Source organism: Clavibacter tessellarius (genome assembly GCF_001618005.1).
In the GTDB taxonomy this organism is placed as follows: domain Bacteria; phylum Actinomycetota; class Actinomycetes; order Actinomycetales; family Microbacteriaceae; genus Clavibacter; species Clavibacter tessellarius_A.
Window position 1 is genome coordinate 1 of record NZ_LQXA01000016.1, and the last position, 17,605, is coordinate 17,605.

General features: G+C 74.8%; 12 protein-coding genes. 4 read left to right on the forward strand and 8 right to left on the reverse strand.

All coding sequences use genetic code 11. The features are described from left to right. Positions 1-2 precede the first annotated feature (2 nt). The gene (locus AWH51_RS16190) at positions 3-146 is read right to left on the reverse strand and encodes a hypothetical protein (protein ID WP_175345459.1); all 144 of its coding nucleotides are present in this window, start codon (positions 144-146) and stop codon (positions 3-5) included. 242 nt (positions 147-388) lie between these two features. On the opposite strand from AWH51_RS16190, the gene AWH51_RS03525 reads away from it, so the two are divergent. Together AWH51_RS03525 and AWH51_RS03530 are read left to right on the forward strand one after the other, a co-directional pair. Then, positions 389-1,771 carry a serine hydrolase domain-containing protein gene (locus AWH51_RS03525; protein ID WP_063070754.1) on the forward strand — a complete coding sequence of 461 codons (1,383 nt, stop codon included), beginning with the start codon at positions 389-391 and terminating at the stop codon, positions 1,769-1,771. A gap of 182 nt (positions 1,772-1,953) precedes the next feature. Then, positions 1,954-3,378 carry an acid phosphatase gene (locus tag AWH51_RS03530; protein WP_081234842.1) on the forward strand — a complete coding sequence of 475 codons (1,425 nt, stop codon included), beginning with the start codon at positions 1,954-1,956 and terminating at the stop codon, positions 3,376-3,378. A 90-nt stretch (positions 3,379-3,468) separates the two neighbouring features. Here the strand turns inward: AWH51_RS03530 and AWH51_RS03535 are convergent, their stop codons facing one another. The 4 genes from AWH51_RS03535 to AWH51_RS03550 all read right to left on the reverse strand — a co-directional run bounded on the left by AWH51_RS03535 (position 3,469) and on the right by AWH51_RS03550 (position 7,989). Continuing rightward, positions 3,469-5,133 (reverse strand): catalase, encoded by a 1,665-nt coding sequence (locus AWH51_RS03535; RefSeq protein ID WP_063070755.1) that lies wholly within the window; start codon positions 5,131-5,133, stop codon positions 3,469-3,471. 113 nt (positions 5,134-5,246) lie between these two features. Continuing rightward, entirely contained in the window at positions 5,247-7,175 is a 1,929-nt protein-coding gene (locus tag AWH51_RS03540) for an amidase (RefSeq protein ID WP_063070756.1), read from the reverse strand. Positions 7,176-7,308: 133 nt separating this feature from the next. Further along, positions 7,309-7,491 (reverse strand): PspC domain-containing protein, encoded by a 183-nt coding sequence (locus AWH51_RS03545; RefSeq protein ID WP_063070757.1) that lies wholly within the window; start codon positions 7,489-7,491, stop codon positions 7,309-7,311. Between the two features lie 66 nt (positions 7,492-7,557). Beyond that, on the reverse strand, positions 7,558-7,989 hold the full coding sequence (locus AWH51_RS03550; protein WP_063070758.1) for a hypothetical protein: 432 nt from the start codon (positions 7,987-7,989) through the stop codon (positions 7,558-7,560). A 205-nt stretch (positions 7,990-8,194) separates the two neighbouring features. On the opposite strand from AWH51_RS03550, the gene AWH51_RS03555 reads away from it, so the two are divergent. After that, positions 8,195-8,788 carry an ANTAR domain-containing protein gene (locus AWH51_RS03555; RefSeq protein ID WP_063070759.1) on the forward strand — a complete coding sequence of 198 codons (594 nt, stop codon included), beginning with the start codon at positions 8,195-8,197 and terminating at the stop codon, positions 8,786-8,788. A 137-nt stretch (positions 8,789-8,925) separates the two neighbouring features. Here AWH51_RS03555 and AWH51_RS03560 read toward each other — a convergent pair whose 3' ends face one another. Then, entirely contained in the window at positions 8,926-9,921 is a 996-nt protein-coding gene (locus AWH51_RS03560; protein ID WP_063070760.1) for a sigma-70 family RNA polymerase sigma factor, read from the reverse strand. 251 nt (positions 9,922-10,172) lie between these two features. Here AWH51_RS03560 and AWH51_RS03565 point away from each other — a divergent pair, with 251 nt between their 5' ends. Next, complete coding sequence (locus tag AWH51_RS03565; protein ID WP_063070761.1) at positions 10,173-11,705, forward strand: amino acid permease; 1,533 nt, start codon at positions 10,173-10,175, stop codon at positions 11,703-11,705. 126 nt (positions 11,706-11,831) lie between these two features. Here the strand turns inward: AWH51_RS03565 and AWH51_RS03570 are convergent, their stop codons facing one another. Together AWH51_RS03570 and AWH51_RS03575 are read right to left on the reverse strand one after the other, a co-directional pair. Beyond that, a complete protein-coding gene (locus AWH51_RS03570) occupies positions 11,832-12,635 on the reverse strand; it encodes a DNA-formamidopyrimidine glycosylase family protein (RefSeq protein ID WP_063070762.1) in 804 nt (267 codons plus the stop codon). A gap of 99 nt (positions 12,636-12,734) precedes the next feature. Beyond that, on the reverse strand, positions 12,735-17,579 hold the full coding sequence (locus AWH51_RS03575; RefSeq protein WP_063070763.1) for a DNA glycosylase AlkZ-like family protein: 4,845 nt from the start codon (positions 17,577-17,579) through the stop codon (positions 12,735-12,737). Between the last annotated feature and the right edge of the window lie 26 nt (positions 17,580-17,605).

The window sequence follows — 17,605 nt, forward strand, 5'->3', positions numbered from 1 at the left end:
GCTCATCGGGCGGCTCCGGCCGCGGCTCCTGCCGAGCGGGCGGATGCGGTCGGGCGGGCGGATGCGGTCGCGCGGGCGCGGGCGCGGGCGGGGACGGGCGCGGATGCGGGCTGCGCGGCGCGGGATCCGCGGGTCGGGTCGATCATCGGTGCTCCTGTCGGGTGGTGCGTCACCCAGGAGACGGGACGGGCCCGCACGTCATCCCGCGCGCCCAGCCGGCGCCCAGCGGGGAGCGCCAGACGTTCGCTCTCCGGATGGGCCGCGGTGCCCGCCCTTCGCTCGGCGGATGCGTCGCGCATCCGCCCACCTGTCGCGACGTCGGGTCCCGCTCCGCCCGGTTCGCGTAGAGTCCGGCACACCCGCCGTCCCCGATCCCCGGAGCACCCCCATGACCGAGATCCTCGAGTACGTCCGCACCTGGCTCGACCACCGCGTCTGGCAGGCCCGCGTCCCCGGCGCCCAGGTCGCCATCGCCCGGCACGGGGAGGTCGTGCTGTCCGAGGCGTTCGGGGTCGCGGATCCCACGACCGACGCGCCGCTCACCCCCGCGCACCTGTTCCGCGTGGCCTCGCACTCCAAGACGTTCACCGCGACCGCGATCCTCCAGCTCGCCGAGCAGGGCGCCCTCCGTCTCGACGACCGGCTCGGCCAGCACGTGCCCGAGCTCGTCGACGCCGGCTCCGAGCTCGCCGACGTCACCCTCGCTGCCCTCCTCGAGCACGGCGCGGGCGTCCTCCGCGACGGGTTCGACGGCGACCACTGGCAGCACTCCGCCCCGTTCCCCGACCGCGCGCACCTCCTCGCCATCGCGACGACGCCCGGCGTCGCCAAGGTCGCGCCCGACACCGCGTTCAACTACTCGAACATCGGGTACTCCCTGCTCGGCCTCGTCGTCGAGGCGGCGTCCGGCCTCTCCTTCGCGGACTACCTGGCCACGCGCATCGCCGCCCCGCTCGGCCTCCGCGACACCACCGCCGAGTACGACCCCGCGCGGGCCGACGAGTACGCGGCCGCCTCCACCTCGCTCCGCACCTCCCGCGAGCGCGCCGTCCTCCCGCACGTCGACACCCGCGCGATGGCCGCCGCCACGGGCGTCACGAGCACCGCGTCCGAGCTGGTGTCGTTCTTCTCCGCGCTCGTGCTGTCGGACGACGAGCGGCTCCTCACGGCCGCGTCGAAGCGCGTGCAGCAGCGGCCGCGGTACGCCAGCAGCGCGGATCCGGCCGGCACCCGCCGCTACGGCTACGGCCTCATCATCGAGCGCGTCGGATCCGGCGACAGCGAGGCCACCGTGATCGGCCACTCGGGCGGGTACCCGGGCCACATCACCCGCACGGCGGTGGATCCCGCGAGCGGCTGGGCGGTCACCGTCCTCACGAACGCGATCGACGGCCCCGCTGCCGCGCTCAGCACGGGCATCCTCGAGCTGCTCCTCGCCGACTCCGCCGCGACCGACGCCGAGCGCGCCGCCGTCGATGCGCCCTTCACCGGCCGCTTCGCCAACGTGTGGGGGATGCAGGACTTCCAGGTGGTCGGCGACCGCTTCCTCCGCATCGACCCGACCGCGGAGCACCCGCTCGAGTCGGTCGACGTGCTGGAGCGTACGGGCGACTCGTCGGCGCGCATCGTCGAGGGCGACGGGTTCGGGTCCGTCGGCGAGGAGATCACGGTCGAGCGGGCTGCCGACGGCTCCGTCGACCGGATCCGCGGGGGCGGCGGCATGACGCTGGAGCCGCTCGTGCGCGAGTGGGTCCCGCGCTCGCGCGGCTGACGCGCCGGCGCGTCCGTCCTCGGGACGCTGCCGGACGGCGGAAGGCGGATGGCGGGACGACAGTACGGCGGGACGGGAACGATCCCTCCTCCTCGCCGCCCGGCCATGCGCGGTTCACCCGGCGGAGGTCGCGCGGCCACGGTCCCTCCTTATGGTGCGGGAGGCCGATCGGCCGACCACCCATGGAAGGCACGCTCATCCCCACCATCACGACCGTCCGTCCGCGCGCCCGCGTCGCCGCGCTCCTCTCCGCCACCGCGATCCTCGGGGTCGTCCTCGCGGGTCCCGGAGCGTCGTCCGCCCAGGCCGCGACCGCGCCCGCGCCGTTCGACCAGGCCACGATCGACCACGTCTACGCGTCCGACGCGACCTACGACTTCGTCCCCATGCTCGACGCGTTCCCCGCGCTGAAGAGCGGCCGGCCGGACATCATGCAGATCAACGACGACATGACCGTGCGGATCAACCAGACCGCTCCGAAGGCGCAGTCGGACCGCGCGATCATCGACCAGTACGCCGACATGTCCGTGTCGATGTCCGACGGCCTGGGCGCCCGCCTCGGCGCGATCTACAAGGCCGCGCGCGACGCCGGGCAGCTGCCGAAGACCGCGGCGCTCCTCAACAAGGAGAACGGCCTCGTCGGACGCGGCGGGTCGACGGGCCCGGCCAAGAACCACTACGCCAACCCGCGGCCCTACGTCGCCTTCCCCGAGCGCCTCCAGTACCGCGACAAGCCCGGCGGCAACGCGTGGGCCGGCCACGACGGCTCCTACCCGAGCGGCCACACGTCGCAGGCGTTCTGGCAGGGTGTCTCGCTCGCGACGATGCTGCCGGAGCTCGCCCCGCAGATCCTCGCCCGCGCGTCCGACGCCGGGAACAACCGCATCGTGATGGGCGCGCACTACCCGATCGACGTGATGGCCGGGCACATGATGGGGCAGAAGATCGTCCAGCGGCGCTGGGCCGACCCCGAGTTCCGCGACCTCTACGCGCAGGCCGCGACGGAGCTGCGGCAGGTGCTCGAGGCCGGCTGCGGCGCGACGCTCGCGGTGTGCGTCGCCGCGGACACCCCGTACCTCCCGACCGACCAGGCGCTCGCGGTGTACCGCCAGCGGCTGACGTACGGCTTCCCGCTCGTCGGCGCGGCCGGCCAGCCGATGACCGTCCCGGACGGCGCCGAGTCGCTCCTCCGCTCCAGCCGCCCCGACCTCACCGACGCCCAGCGTCGCCAGGTGCTCGCCCTCACCGCCATCGACTCGGGCGAGCCGCTCGACCTCGGCACGGCCGGCAGCTGGGAGCGCATCGACCTCGCGGCCGCGATGACCGCGAAGATCACGGTCGCGGCCGACGGCACGGTCTCCCTCGCGGGCGCCGCGACCGTGGATCCGTCGCCCGCCCCAGCCGCCTCGTCCGCCCCCGCTGACCCCGGCGCGACGAGGGGCGGATCCGCTGCCACCCACCCCGCCGCCCGCGGCGCCGCGCACGCCGCGACCCTCGCCCGCACCGGATCCGACCTCGCCCCCGGCACCCTCGCCGCGGCCCTCGGCCTGCTGGTCGCGGGCGGCGGACTGGTGCTCGTGCGCCGCCGACGGTCCGCGCGCGGCTGACCGACCGCGTCCCGGACGCGCGAGAGGGGCGGGTGGCCACACGGCCACCCGCCCCTCTCCGTCGTCCCGCGTGATCCGCGGCGCCGCGTCCTACGCCGCGTCGACCAGGTTCCGCCGGGCGTCCGGCACGCAGTGCGTCAGCACGAGGCCCGTGACGTCGCGCGGACCGTTGTGCCCGAGGTTGGCGAGTCGCGCCAGGTCCGCCTCCGAGAGCGTCTGCGACTGCAGCGGCGGCAGGTCCTTCACCTCGTCGAGCGTGATCCCGAGGCCGTCGCCCACGCGCTGCCCGAGCTCGTCCTCCACCAGGTACAGGTGCCAGACCATGCGCTCCTGCACGCCGCGCGAGCCCTGCCCGATGAGCTCCACGAAGTTGGCGACGAGGTCGTCGCGCTCCCACTGCTCCATGAGCAGGTAGCGCTGGCCGGCCTGCGTGTAGTCGTCGGTGCGGGGGATCCGCTTGCGCGTGAGCCGGCCGGTGATCTCCGGACCCTGCTCGTCGTGCGTCGGGTGCTGCCCCTCGCGCAACCCGCCGTCGATGGACGGCTCGTAGTTGATGTGCGGGTTCTGGCCGCCGTGATCCTGGTGGAACGTCATCTGCCCGTCGCGCTGGTTCGTCGCCACCTTCGCGTGCTGCGGCGCGTTCACCGGCAGCTGGAGGTAGTTCGGGCCCACGCGGTAGCGCTGCGCGTCCGAGTAGGAGAAGGTGCGGCCGACGAGCATCTTGTCGTCGGAGAAGTCGAGGCCGTCCACGAGCACGCCGGTGCCGAACGAGAGCTGCTCGTTCTCGGCGAAGTGGTTGGTCACGTTCCGGTCGAGCACCATCTTCCCGACGGTCTTCGGCGGGAAGTCGTTCTCGGGCCAGAGCTTGGTGTCGTCGAGCGGGTCGAAGTCGAGCTCCGGGTGGTCGTGGTCGTCCATCAGCTGCACGCGCAGCTCCCACTCGGGGAAGTCGCCGCGCTCGATGGCCTCGTAGAGGTCCTTCGAGGCGTGGCCGAGGTCGCCGCCCTGCACGACGGCCGCGTCGGCCGCCGTCATGCTGCTCACGCCCGCCTTCGGGATCCAGTGGTACTTCACGAGCTTCGTGCCGCCGTCGGCGTCCACCCACTTGTAGGTGTTCACGCCGAAGCCCTGCATGTGGCGGTAGTCGGCGGGGATGCCGCGCGGGCTGAACAGGTTGACGATGAGGTGCATCGACTCCGGCGTCTGCGAGATGAAGTCGAAGATGCGGCCCGGATCCTGGCGGAACGTCACGGGGTCGGGCTTGAACGCGTGGATCACGTCGGGGAACTTGATCGCGTCGCGGATGAAGAACACGCCGAGGTCGTTGCCCACGAGGTCCCAGTTGCCGTCCTCCGTGTAGAACTTCACGGCGAACCCGCGCGGGTCGCGGGCGGCCTCGGAGGAGTCGCGGCCGCCGATCACGGTGGAGAACCGGATCGCGACGTCGGTGCGCTTGCCGGCCTCCTGGAAGAGCTTGGCGCGCGTGTACTTCGCGATGGGCTCGTCGCCCCACGTGCCGGTGGCCTCGAAGTAGCCGAACGCGACGGCGCCGCGCGCGTGCACGACGCGCTCCGGGACCCGCTCGCGGTCGAAGTGGCTGATCTTCTCGAGGAACTGGTAGTTCTCCAGCGTCGCGGGGCCGCGGGCGCCCACGGTGCGCTGGTTCTGGTTGTCGTAGACGGGGTGGCCCTGGCGGTTGGTGAGGACCTCGCGGTCGTCGCCGTCGGCGGGGCCCCGGGAGGAGACGTCGGTCATGGGGAGTCCTTTCGTCGTCGTCCCCCCAGCCTGCCGAGCGGGCGGCGACACGCCCAGCGCCGGGCCCCGACTCCCAGCGCATGCGGACGGCGCTCCGGGCGCGGGCCGCGGGGTCAGCCCGCGCGGCCCCCGGCCCACCGGCGGCGGCGCAGGACGCCGACGGCCACGACCGCGGCGCCCGCGAGCGCGAGTCCCGCGGCGATCACGGCGTTCTGCGCGAGCGTGTTGACGCCCACCCCGGCGATGCGCGCGGCGCCGGCGGCCTGCGGGACGGATGCCGGGGACGCTGGTCCGGGATCCGTCGCGTCTTCCGCCGCCGCCTCCTCGCGCTCGCCGGGCGCCGGCGGTTGCGCATCCGCGGCCGCCGCGAGCTCCGGCGTCGACGCGGGCGCGACCCGGTTCATCGTCGCCCGCTCGTACGCGTGGGCCATGGCGAGCAGGTCGCCGTCGCGGCTGCGCGGGGCCGCGAGCTCGAGGCCGACGGGCGCGCCGGTCGACGTGAAGCCCGCGGGCACCGAGATCGACGGGATGCCCGTGTTCGCGCCGATGTCGCAGAAGGTCGTGCCGGCCCAGGCGGGCGTCGCGCTGGTGGCGCTCGTCGGCATCGCGAGCGCGTCGATCCCGTGCTCGACGAAGAACGCGTCCATCGCGGCCCTGCCCGCGTCCTGCTCGGCGATCGCCGTCTCGTAGTCGGGGTGCGGGATGTCGCGCTGGCCGAGGAAGTGCGCGATGTCGCCGTCGGTGAGCGCGCTCGGCCGGTCGGCCATCACGTCGGAGAACGTGAGCACGTCCGCGGGCGCGGTGCGCGCGGCGACGCGCGCCGGCCAGGTCGCGGGTGTCTCGCGGAGGAAGCGGTCGATGGACGGGCGCATGTCCATCCAGCCGCCGCTCTGCAGCGTCCCCTCCACGAATTCGCGCGTCAGCGGTACCTCCACCACCTCGGCGCCCTGGGCCTCGAGGTCGCGCACGGCCTGCTCGATCAGCGCGGTCGTCTCCGCGAGGCCCGGCTTCTCCGGGTCCTCCTCGAACGACCAGCGCACGACGCCGATCCGCTTGCCCGCCAGCGCGTCCGGGCGGAGGCCCGCGACGTAGGCGTCGGTGCGCTGCGCGTCGGCGACCTCGGTGAGCGGATCCGCCGGGTCGCGCCCCGCGAGCACCTCCATGAGCAGCGCGGCGTCGGCGACGGTGGTGGTCATCGGCCCCACGACGTCCTGCCGCGGGGAGAGCGGCACGACGCCCGCCGTGCTCGTGAGGCCCATGGTCGGCCGGAATCCCACGAGGCTCTGGTGCGCGGCCGGGCCGAGGACGGATCCGCACGAGTCGGTGCCGAGGCCCGCCGGCGCGTACGCGGCCGCGACCGCCGCGCCCGTGCCGCCGCTGGATCCGCTCGCGCTCCAGGACAGGTCGTACGGGTTCGCGGTGCGGCCGCGCGCGGAGCTGAGCGTGTGGGTGCCGTGCCACGCGAACTCCGACATGTTCGTCTTCGCGAGGATGATCGCGCCGGCCGCCCGGAGCCGGGCCACGACGGTCGCGTCGTCGGCCGTGCGGTAGTCGCGGAGCACGGCGCTGCCCGCGGTGGTGGGCATGTCGGCGGTGGCGAGGTTGTCCTTCACCACCACGGGCACGCCGTGGAGCGGACCCCGGACGGTGCCGGCGGCGCGCTCCGCGTCGCGCTCGGCGGCCGTGGCGAGCGCCTCGTCGTTGACGGTGATGACGGCCTTCAGCCCCTTCCGGTCGCCCTGCGGGTCGTCGTAGGCGGCGATCCGGGCGAGGTAGGCGCGGGTCAGCTCGACCGACGTCGTGCCGCCGGAGGAGAGGAGCGCGGCGGCGTCGGCGAGGGTCAGGCCGACGACGGCCGGGGCGGTCACGGGCGCGTCCGTCGCGGCGCGGGCGACAGGGGAGCCGAGGCCGATCCCGATGCCGCCGAGCGCGAGCGCGAGCGCGGTCGCGAGCGCGGTCGCGAGGGCGCCCGCCGCGAGGGCGCGGGCCACGCGGCCGCACGCGCCGCTGATCCGCGTGCGGGGGCGGCGGCGAGCGGGCATGCGGATCCATCCGGACGGGGGAGGGGCGTCTCCCCAGTCTGGGAACCGGGTGTTGCGGCGGCGTTTCGGGCGCGGGACGATCCGGGGTCGCCGCCTACGGTGCGGCGCGCGGGCGGGGCGCCCGCCGGCCGGGTCAGCGCTGCTTGGGGAACAGGATCCAGAGGATCAGGTACAGCAGCACCTGCGGACCGGGCAGCACGATGGAGATCACGAAGATCAGCCGCACGAGGAACGCGCTCATGCCGAAGCGGTTGGCGAGGGCGGCGCAGACGCCGGCGATGATCTTCCCGCGACGGGGACGCATGAGGGTGGCCATGCACCGAGCATGGCAGGCGCGGGTGCGCGGCGGGTGGGGCGAGGGGCGGATCCGACCCGCGGCGGATCAGGCGGGGTCGTCGCTCGCGGACGCTCCGGCCCAGCCCGACAGCGCGCGCGCCTCGTCGAGCGCCGCGATGACCTTCTGCCCGCCCCACACGACGAACAGGAGCCGCTGCCCGGTCTCGAGGGTCACCGCGAGAAGGCGGGTGAGCCCGCTCGAGGCGTCGCGGGCGTCCGCGATCCGGGCGATCGGCACGTCCAGCTCGCCCCGCACGAAGTTCACCGGGTGCGCGCGGAACCGGAGTCCGTCGGTCGTCACCGTGAGGACCCCGCCGACCGCTTCCGTGCCGGCGAGGCGGGAGACGCCCGGGTCGGGTCTGCCGCTCGCGCGGGGGAAGGTGTCGATGCGTAGCGGGCCGGAGCCCTGCGTGGCGAGGTGGATGACCACGTTGGCGGGGCGACGGATGAGGGTGTGCGGTGCGGAGGGCTCGGTCACGCCCCGACGCTAGCGCTCGGTGCCGCGCGCCCGTCGGAGCAGCGGACGTCTCCCCGTGAGTTCTCCCGCGTCTCGCTTTGGGCACAAACCCATGGTGCGATACTCGTAGCGTCGAGCCGGGGCTCGGCGTCTCCTCGCGGTGCGGCGGGCCAGGGCGGAGCCGCCCATCGAGCCGCCGACGCCCCCGATGAGCGGGAGGAGTCGGATGGAGCAGCACCGGTCGGCCCTGCCCGCGCGCGTCGTCGCCGCGTTCCACTCCGCCCCGAGCCGCGCCGCCGGGGTGGACCTCCTGCTCGCCGCCCTCCTCGACTCCTCGTCCGCCACGGGCGCCGCCGTCGTGCTGCCGCGAGCGGCCGAGGTCGCCGTCGCGGGGGAGACCGGGGCGGACCTGCGGGCGCTGCTGTCCTCGCCCGACCCGTCCGGCGGATCCGGCGTCGTGGTCGTCGGGATGGACGATGCCGCCTCCGCGGTGCCGGGCACGGACAGCGACCTCGGCGCCGGTGCCGTCGCGCTGCACCGCGCGTCGGGGCCGCTCGGCGAGGCCGATCGCGTGGTCGCCGAGGAGGTGGCCGTGCACGCGCGCATCGCGCTCGCCGCGTGGGACTCCGCCGACGACCTCGCCCGCGGCCTCGCCTCGCGCTCCGTCATCGGGCAGGCGCAGGGCATCCTCATGGAGCGGTTCTCGCTCGACGCCGACCGCGCCTTCCAGGTGCTCCGCCGCTACTCGCAGGACGGCAACGTCAAGCTCGTCGAGGTCGCCCGCCGCGTGATCGAGACGGGTGCGCTGCCCACCGCCTGAGCCGGTCCCCGCGCGCCGCGGCCCTCCCGTCGCGGGATGCCGCACCCGAGATCACGCCCGGCGGCGCTCCCGCCACGCGATGCCGCAGCCGCGATCACGCTCAGCAGTGCTCCCGTCGCGCGGTGCCGCACCCGACGTCAGGCCGAGCGGCGGTCCGCCACGCGCGCCCGGATCGGCGACACCTCCGCGAGCGGCGCGGCCTCGGGCAGCGCCTCCGGCTCGCCGCGCGTGAGCTCGGCGCGCAGTCGCCCGAGGATGCGCGCGAGCAGCCGCGACACCTGCATCTGCGTCACGCCGAGCTCCGCGGCGATCTCGCTCTGGCTGCACTCGTCGACGAAGCGGAGGTGCAGGATCCGCCGGTCGCGCTCGCTGAGCACCCCGCGCGCCGCGTCGAGCAGCACGCTGCGCTCGGTGCGGGCGTAGCCGGGGTCGTCGGCTCCGAGGGTCTCGGCGAGCGATGTGCCCTCCTCCTCGTGCACCGTGAAGTCGAGAGAGGCCGGCCGCAGGCTGGAGTGCGCGGCCAGCGCCTCGGCGACCTCCTCGCGCGTGTGCCCGGTGTGCGCGGCGAGCTCCGCGTCGGTCGGCGTCCGGCCGAGCCGCTGCGCGAGCGCGGGCGCGACCGCGGCGAGCGCGTGCCGCAGCTCCTGGATCTGCCGGGGCGGTCGCACGACCCAGCCGTTGTCGCGGAGGTGGCGCTTGATCTCGCCGGAGATCGTGGGGATCGCGAACGACACGAACGGCGCGCCGAAGCCGGGGTCGTAGCGGCGGGCGGCCTTCACGAGGCCGAGGTAGCCGACCTGGCGGAGATCGCTCCAGTCGTGGGCGCGGCCCGAGTGCTGGCGCGCCAGCTGGTCGGCGAGCTCGAGGTGGTCGAGCACGATCTGGCCGTGGAGGCGGCGGCGCTCGGCCTCGCCCGTCGGATCCCCGCCCGCGGCGGCGGCGCGCACGAACCGGTCGTGCGTCACCCGGCGCTTCTCCTCGCGCGCGGCGGCGAGGCCGGCGGGCACGGCGGCCGTGCGCGGCAGCGTCGCCGGCATCCGCGACGGCACCGTCGTCCGCGGCGCGGATGCGGCCGGACGCGGCGAGGCGGACGAGGTGGCGACGGGGGCGCGCGAGCGCAGCGATGCGGTCACTCGGGACCTTCCGGACGGGTGTCGGACGCGGCACGCTGCTTGACCGCTCCTCCAGAGAAGCACTGCTCCTCGGGCGCGCCTAGGTCGGCCGAGCACTTCTCCTCCTGCTTCTCCTGCTCCGCCGGTGGGCCGGGCGTGTCGATCGGGCGCGGATCCGCACCAGTCCGGAGCAGCGCCCCCGGCCGGGGGCTCGGCCCGCCCGCCGGTAGGCTCGATCCCCGTTCCCCGCCGCCCCACCGAACGGACGCCCCATGAGCCTGTTCCGCACCAAGAGCATCGAGTCGTCGCTCGCCGACGCCGCGGGAGGCGAACGCAGCCTCACCCGCTCCCTCGGCACGTGGGACCTCATGCTGATGGGCGTGGCCGTCGCGGTCGGCGCCGGCATCTTCTCCGTCGGCGCGAAGGCCGCCGGGAACTACGCCGGACCGTCCGTCACGCTCGCGTTCGTGCTCGCCGCCGTCACGTGCGGCCTCGCCATCATGTGCTACGCCGAGTTCGCCTCAGCCGTGCCCGTCGCGGGCAGCGCGTACACGTTCACCTACGCGACCATGGGCGAGCTGCTCGCGTGGATCATCGGCTGGGACCTCATCCTCGAGATGCTCACGGCGGCCGCGGTCATCGCGAAGTACTGGGGCATCTACCTGGAGTCGGCGCTGAAGCTCGCGGGGCTCGACATCCCGTCCACCATCACGGTCGCCGGCGTCGGCATCAGCTGGGGCGCCGTGCTCATCACCGCGATCTTCACGGTGCTGCTCGTGCTCGGCACCAAGCTCTCCAGCCGCGTCTCGAGCGTCTTCACCGTGCTCAAGGTCGCGGTCGTGCTGTTCGTGATCGTGGTCGGCGCCTTCTACGTGAAGGCCGAGAACTACTCGCCGTTCATCCCGCCGCAGCGCCCCGCCGAGGGCGCATCGGCCGACGTCTGGACCCAGTCGCTCTTCTCCTGGGCGAGCGGCCAGGAGCCCACGCAGTACGGCCTCTACGGCCTGCTCGCCGGCGCCTCGCTCGTGTTCTTCGCGTTCATCGGCTTCGACGTCGTCGCCACGAGCGCCGAGGAGGTCAAGGACCCGCAGCGCACCCTGCCGCGCGGCATCTTCGCGGGCCTCGCGGTCGTCACCGTGCTCTACGTGCTCGTGACCCTCGTGCTCACCGGCATGGTGCCGTACACGGTGCTGGCGGACGCGAAGGAGCCGTCGCTCACGACCGCCTTCACCGCGGTGGGCGCCGGATGGGCGGCGCAGGTCATCTCCATCGGCACGCTGCTCGGCCTCACCACCGTGCTCATGGTGCTGCTGCTCGGCCTCGCGCGCGTGGTCTTCGCGATGAGCCGCGACGGCCTCCTGCCGCGCGGCCTCAGCCGCACCTCGGCGAAGCGCCGCACGCCGGTGCGGGTGCAGATCATCGCGGGCGTCGTGGTCGCGGCCCTCGCCGGGTTCACCGACGTCGGCGTGCTCGAGGAGATGATCAACATCGGCACGCTGTCCGCGTTCGTGCTCGTGAGCATCGGCGTGATCGTGCTGCGGCGCAAGCGCCCCGACATCCGCGCGTCGTTCCGCGTGCCCTTCATGCCGTGGCTGCCGATCCTCTCGGCCGTGCTCTGCGTGTGGCTGATGCTCAACCTCACGACGCTCACCTGGGTGCGCTTCCTCGTCTGGCTGGCGCTCGGCTTCGCGGTCTACTTCCTCTACGGCCGCCGCCACTCGCTGGTCGGCAAGGAGGAGGCGCGGATCGCCGCGGGCGGGGAGCCCGCGCCCGAGCTGCCGTCGGCGGCGACGCCGCGGGACTGATCCCGGTCGCGCCCGCGACGCCCCTTGCGCCCGCCGTGTCCTCCCGGACGCGGCGGGCGCCGTGCGTGGTGCGGGCGCCGTGCGTGGCGCGGTCGTCGTGCGTGGTGCGGGCGTCGGCGTCGCCTGTCAGGTCTGGCAGCGCGGGCACCAGTAGGTGACCCGGTCCTGCGAGCCCATCCCGGGGCGGACCGGATCGCCGAGCTGGCCCTGCTGGATCCTGGTGCCGCAGCGGAGGCACGGCTTGCCCTTGCGCCCGTAGACCCAGTCGGTGCGGCCGCGGCGGAGGTCGCCCGTGGTGGTGCGCTCGATGCGGTCGCGGTTGGCGCGCATGGTGCGGCGGGCGAGGGCGATCATCGCGGGCAGGTCGGCCACCTCGCGCACCGGCCGCGTGGGCAGCACGCCGCGCAGGAAGCAGAGCTCGGCCCGGTAGACGTTGCCGATGCCCGCGGCGTTCCGCTGGTCGAGCAGCGCCAGGCCGATGGGCCGGTCGGGCTGCGCCTCGATGCGCCGCACGACCTCCGCCGCCGCCTCCTCGCCCCAGTCCGGCCCGAGGATGTCCGGCCCGAGGTGCCCGACGACCGTGTGCTCCTGGTCGCGCGGGATCACCTCCAGCACGCCCAGCGAGAACCCCACCGTGACGCGCTCCGCCGTCTCGAGCACGACGCGCGCCTCGAACGCCGGCCGCCGCCACGCGGTGCCGTGCTGGTAGATGTGCCAGGAGCCCTCCATCTTGAGGTGGCTGTGGATCGTGACGTCGCCGATCCGATGCAGGATGTGCTTCCCGACGCTCACCACCTCGTCGACCTCCTGCCCGGCGAGGTCGAGCGTCGCGTACTTCGGCACGCGGAAGTCGCTGCGCGTGAGCACCTGCCCGCCGATCGCCTCGTGCAGGTGCGCGGCGGTGCGGTAGACGGTGTCGCCCTCAGGCACGGGCGCGTCCCGCGACGGGGGTCGCGATCGCGCCGGCGTCGGCGCTCGCAGCCGGGCGCGCCACCGTGCCCGCGCGCCCGCGCCCGCGCCCGCGCCCGCTCACGACCGCATCCGCAGCCCGCGCGGCGTCGCCGAGAAGCCGTGCTCCTGCAGCGCCGCCCCGAGCGGCGTGCCCAGGATGAACGCGCCGTTGACCCTCTCGATCGCGAGCTTCGCGACCCCGCCGCGCCGCACGATCCCGCCGAGCGACTCGGCCGCCGCGCGCAGGACCGCCTCGTCGTCGTCGAACTGCAGCACGGTCTTGCCGCCGCGCTCCACGTAGAGCACGAGCTCGCCGTCGACCAGCACCACGAGCGCGCCCGCCTTCCGGCCGGCGCGGTGGCCGGTGGGCCGCTCGCCCCGCGCGTCGACGCTGCCGGCGAGCGCGACGGTGCTGCCGCTGCCGCTGCCGCTGCCGCTGCCGCTCGCGCCGCCTGCCTCTGCCTCGGCGTCCGGGCTCGCGCCCGCGCCGTCGTGCCCCTCGGCCGACGACCCGTCGAGCCGCGGCCACGGCAGCGCCGCCCCGTACGCGTTGGCCGGATCCGTGGCCGCGAGCGTCAGCGCGTTCAGCGGCCGCTCGCCCGCATCCGGATCCCGCGTGAACCCGCGCAGCCGGTCGACCGTGCCGCCGGTGGAGAACTGCGCCGCGCCCAGCGTCTCGATGAAGTACCCGCGGCGCGCACGACCCGTGTCCTCGAAGCCCGCGAGCACCTTGTACGTGAGCGCGAAGCCGCCGGGCACGCGCTCGGTCATGACGGACCCGCGCGTGACCACCCCGTACCGCTCCAGCAGCAGCTCGGCCGTGCCCGCGGCGCGCACGGTGGCGTCGGTCTCGGCGAGCGGCACGATCGACCAGCGCCCGGCCGCCGTCGGCGGCCCGGTGCGCGTGGGCATGTCGGGCCGCGGCATCCGCCCGCCGCGGTACATGCGCCCGCGCGGCGCCCGCTGCGGCGTATTGTGCACGGTGGATCCGCCCGCGAGCAGCGCCCGCAGCGGCGACAGCGTGTCGTTCGTGACGAGGCCCGCCCACACGAGGTCCCACAGCGCGGTGACGAGCGCCTTGTCGTCCGTGGATCCGACGGCGTCGCTCAGCTGCCGGAAGAAGTAGCCGCCGCCCGTGCCGAGCGTGGTGAGGATCTCGCGCTGCAGCTCGTCGGTGTCGTGCGCGTCGGGCTCGGGGAGCGTCAGCGCCACCTGGTCGGCGAGGTGCAGGCTGACCCAGCCGTCGGCGCCCGCGAGCGTGCCGGCGCCCGACCAGATGACCTCGCCCGTGGACGTGAGCTCGTCGAGGAACGCAGGGCTGTAGTCGCGCACCCGGGCGGGCAGCACGAGCGTCTCCCACGCGGAGGCGGGTACGGGCGCGCCCGCGAGCTGCTCGATGACCTGCAGGACGCCGTCGACACCGCGGAGCCCGCGTTCGCGATCCGCTCCCGCCACGTGCTGCCACGCCGGGAGGAACCTGGCGTACGCGGCCCGTTCGACCGGCTCGACCTCGCTGCGGAGCGCTGCGAGCGACCGGCTGCGGAGGCGACGCAGCACCTCGACGTCGCACCACTCGCTGCCGGAGGCGCCCGGCCGGAACTCGCCCTCGACCACGCGCCGCTGAGCGCCGAGCCGGGCGAGCGTGTCGGCGATGACGGCGGATCCGAGGCCGATGCCGGTGGCCGCGTCCGCGATGGTGAACGGGCCGTGCGTGCGCGCGTACCGGCCGACGAGGTCGCCCAGCGGATCGGCCACGGGCTCGACGAACGCGAGCGGCGTGCCGATGGGGAGCGGCACCCCGAGGGCGTCGCGGAGGCGGCTCGCGTCCTCGATGGCGGCGACGCGCGGCTGCCCTCCGAACGACACGCGGAGCGCGCGCTTGCCGGCGACGAGCGCGGCGAGGTGGTCGGCGGCGGATCCGGCCTCCTCGGGCTCCAGGCGCGCCGCGACCTCCTCGGCGTCGAGCGGCCCGAGGATCCGCAGCAGGTCGGCCACGCCCTCGAGCCCCTTCGCGCGCCGGTCGGGCGCGAGCCGCTGCAGCTCCAGCTCGGTGCGCGCGATGACCGCCGGATCGAGCAGCTCGCGCAGCTCCGCCCGGCCCAGGAGCTCCGAGAGCAGCCCGGCGTCGAGCGAGAGCGCGGCGGCCCGGCGCTCGGCGAGCGGGCTGTCGCCCTCGTACATGAAGGCGCCGACGTAGCTGAACAGGAGGCTGCGCGCGAACGGCGACGCGTCCTCCGTGGTGGTCTCGACGATCTTGATGCGCCGGGCCTCGATGTCCTTCGCGAGCGACGTGAGCGCGGGCAGGTCGTAGACGTCCTGCAGCACCTCGCGCACGGTCTCGAGCACGATCGGGAATGCGGGGAACTTCCGCGCCACGTCGAGCAGCTGCGACGCGCGCTGGCGCTGCTGCCACAGCGGCGACCGGCGGCCGGGGTTGTAGCGCGGAAGCAGCAGCGCGCGGGCGGCGCACTCCCGGAAGCGCGACGCGAAGAGGGCCGATCCGCCCACCTCGCGCGTGACGATGGCGTCGAGCTCGTCCGGCTCGAACACGAACAGGTCGGCCCCCGGCGGCTCGCCGTCGGTCTCGGGGATGCGCACGACGATGCCGTCGTCGTTGGCCATGGTGGCGCCGTCGATGCCGTACAGCTCGGTGACCCGCGCCCCGACCGCGAGCGCCCACGGCGCGTGCACCTGCATCCCGTAGGGGGAGTGCAGCACCACGCGCCAGTCGCCCAGCTCGTCGCGGAAGCGCTCGACCACGAGGGTGCGGTCGTTCGGCACGTGGCCGGTGGCCTTCTTCTGGTCGTCGAGGAACGCGAGGAGGTTGTTCACGGCCCGGTCGTCGAGGCCCACGCGGCCGGCGCGCGCCCGGGCGTCGTCCACCGCGGATCCGGACAGCTCGCGCACGAACGCCCCGATGGCGCGGCCGAGCTCGAGCGGCCGGCCGAGTCCGTCGCCCTTCCAGAACGGGAGCTTGCCGGGTTCGCCGAACGCGGGCGTCACGAGCACGCGGTCGTGCGTGATCTCCTGGATCCGCCAGCTCGTGGCCCCCAGCGCGAACACGTCGCCGACGCGCGACTCGTAGACCATCTCCTCGTCGAGCTCGCCCACGCGCGACGCCTTCTCGCCCACCATGAACACGCCGAACAGGCCGCGGTCGGGGATGGTGCCGCCGGAGGTGACCGCGAGCCGCTGCGCGCCCGGCCGCCCCTCGATGGTGCCCTCGTCGCGGTCCCACACGATGCGCGGTCGCAGCTCCGCGAACTCGTCGGACGGGTAGCGGCCGCTCAGCAGGTCGAGCGTGGCCTCGTACGCGGAGCGCGGCAGGGTCGCGAACGGCGCGCTCCGCCGCACGATGTCGAACCACTCCTCGACGCCCACGGACTCGAGCGCGACGGCCGCGACGGTCTGCTGCGCGAGCACGTCGAGCGGGTTCGCGGGCACCCGCAACGACTCGATCTGCCCGCTCGCCATGCGCTCGGCGGCGACGGCCGAGTGGATGAGGTCGGCCCGGTGCTTGGGGAAGATGACGCCGCGCGAGACCTCCCCCACCTGGTGCCCGGCGCGGCCGACGCGCTGCAGGCCGCTCGCGACCGACGGCGGCGCCTCGACCTGCACGACCAGGTCGACGTCGCCCATGTCGATGCCGAGCTCGAGGCTCGAGGTGGCGACCACGCAGCGCAGGCGCCCCGACTTCAGGTCGTCCTCGATGAGGGCGCGCTGCTCCTTGGAGACGGATCCGTGGTGCGCCTTGGCGAGCACCGGATCCGCGCCCTCCGTGCTCCCCGCCTGCGCCATGACCTCGGCGGGCGGGCGCGCGGCCGTGCGGCGTGTGGCGGAGAACGCGGTGGCGTCCGCGCCGCCGCCCGACGACGTCGACGTCGCGGACGTGAGCGCCGCGGCCCCCGCGAGCACGGGCACGGCATCCGCGGTGGCCTCCGCCGAGCCGGACGCGATCACCCGCCCCTCCGCGTCGATCCGCCCCTCCTCGATGCGCCCGGTGTAGATCTCGTTGAGCCGCGCCGTGAGCCGCTCCGCCAGCCGCCTGCTGTTCGTGAAGACGATGGACGACGTGTGCTGGAGCACGAGGTCGACGATGCCCTCCTCCACGTGCGGCCAGATGGACCCCTGCTGCGGCTGATCGCCCTGCGCCGCCGACCCCTCGAGCGGCGCCGTGGTGCCGAGCTCCGTCATGTCGTCGACCGGCACGATGACCCGGAGGTCGAACTCCTTGGTGTTCTTCGGCGACACGATCGACACGGGCGAGCGCCCGCCGAGGAACCGCGCCACCTCCTCGGGCGGCCGCACGGTGGCTGACAGCCCGATCCGCTGGGCGGGCTTCTCGAGCAGCGCGTCGAGCCGCTCGAGCGAGAGCGCGAGGTGGCTGCCGCGCTTGGTGGCCGCGACCGCATGCACCTCGTCGACGATGACCGTCTCGACCCCCGCGAGCGTCTCGCGCGCGGCCGAGGTGAGCATGAGGAACAGCGACTCGGGCGTGGTGATGAGGATGTCCGGCGGCGTCTTCGCGAGCACGCGCCGGTCGCCGGCCGGGGTGTCGCCGGAGCGCACGCCCACCGTGACCTCGGGCGGCTCGGCGCCCAGCCGCTTCGCGGTCTGCACGATGCCCACGAGCGGCGAGCGGAGGTTGCGCTCCACGTCGACCGCGAGCGCCTTGAGCGGCGAGATGTAGAGGACGCGCGTGCGGCGCATCGGATCCTCCGGCGCGGGCCGCGAGGCCAGCCGGTCGATGGACCACAGGAACGCCGCGAGCGTCTTGCCGGATCCGGTGGGCGCCACGACGAGCGCGTGCGACCCCTTCTGCACGGCCTCCCACGCGCCCACCTGCGCGGCGGTCGGGCCGGGGAACGCGCCCTGGAACCACTCCCGGGTGGCCGGGGAGAAGCGCGCGAGGACGGGATCCATCTGCTCATCCTCCTCCGGACCACCGA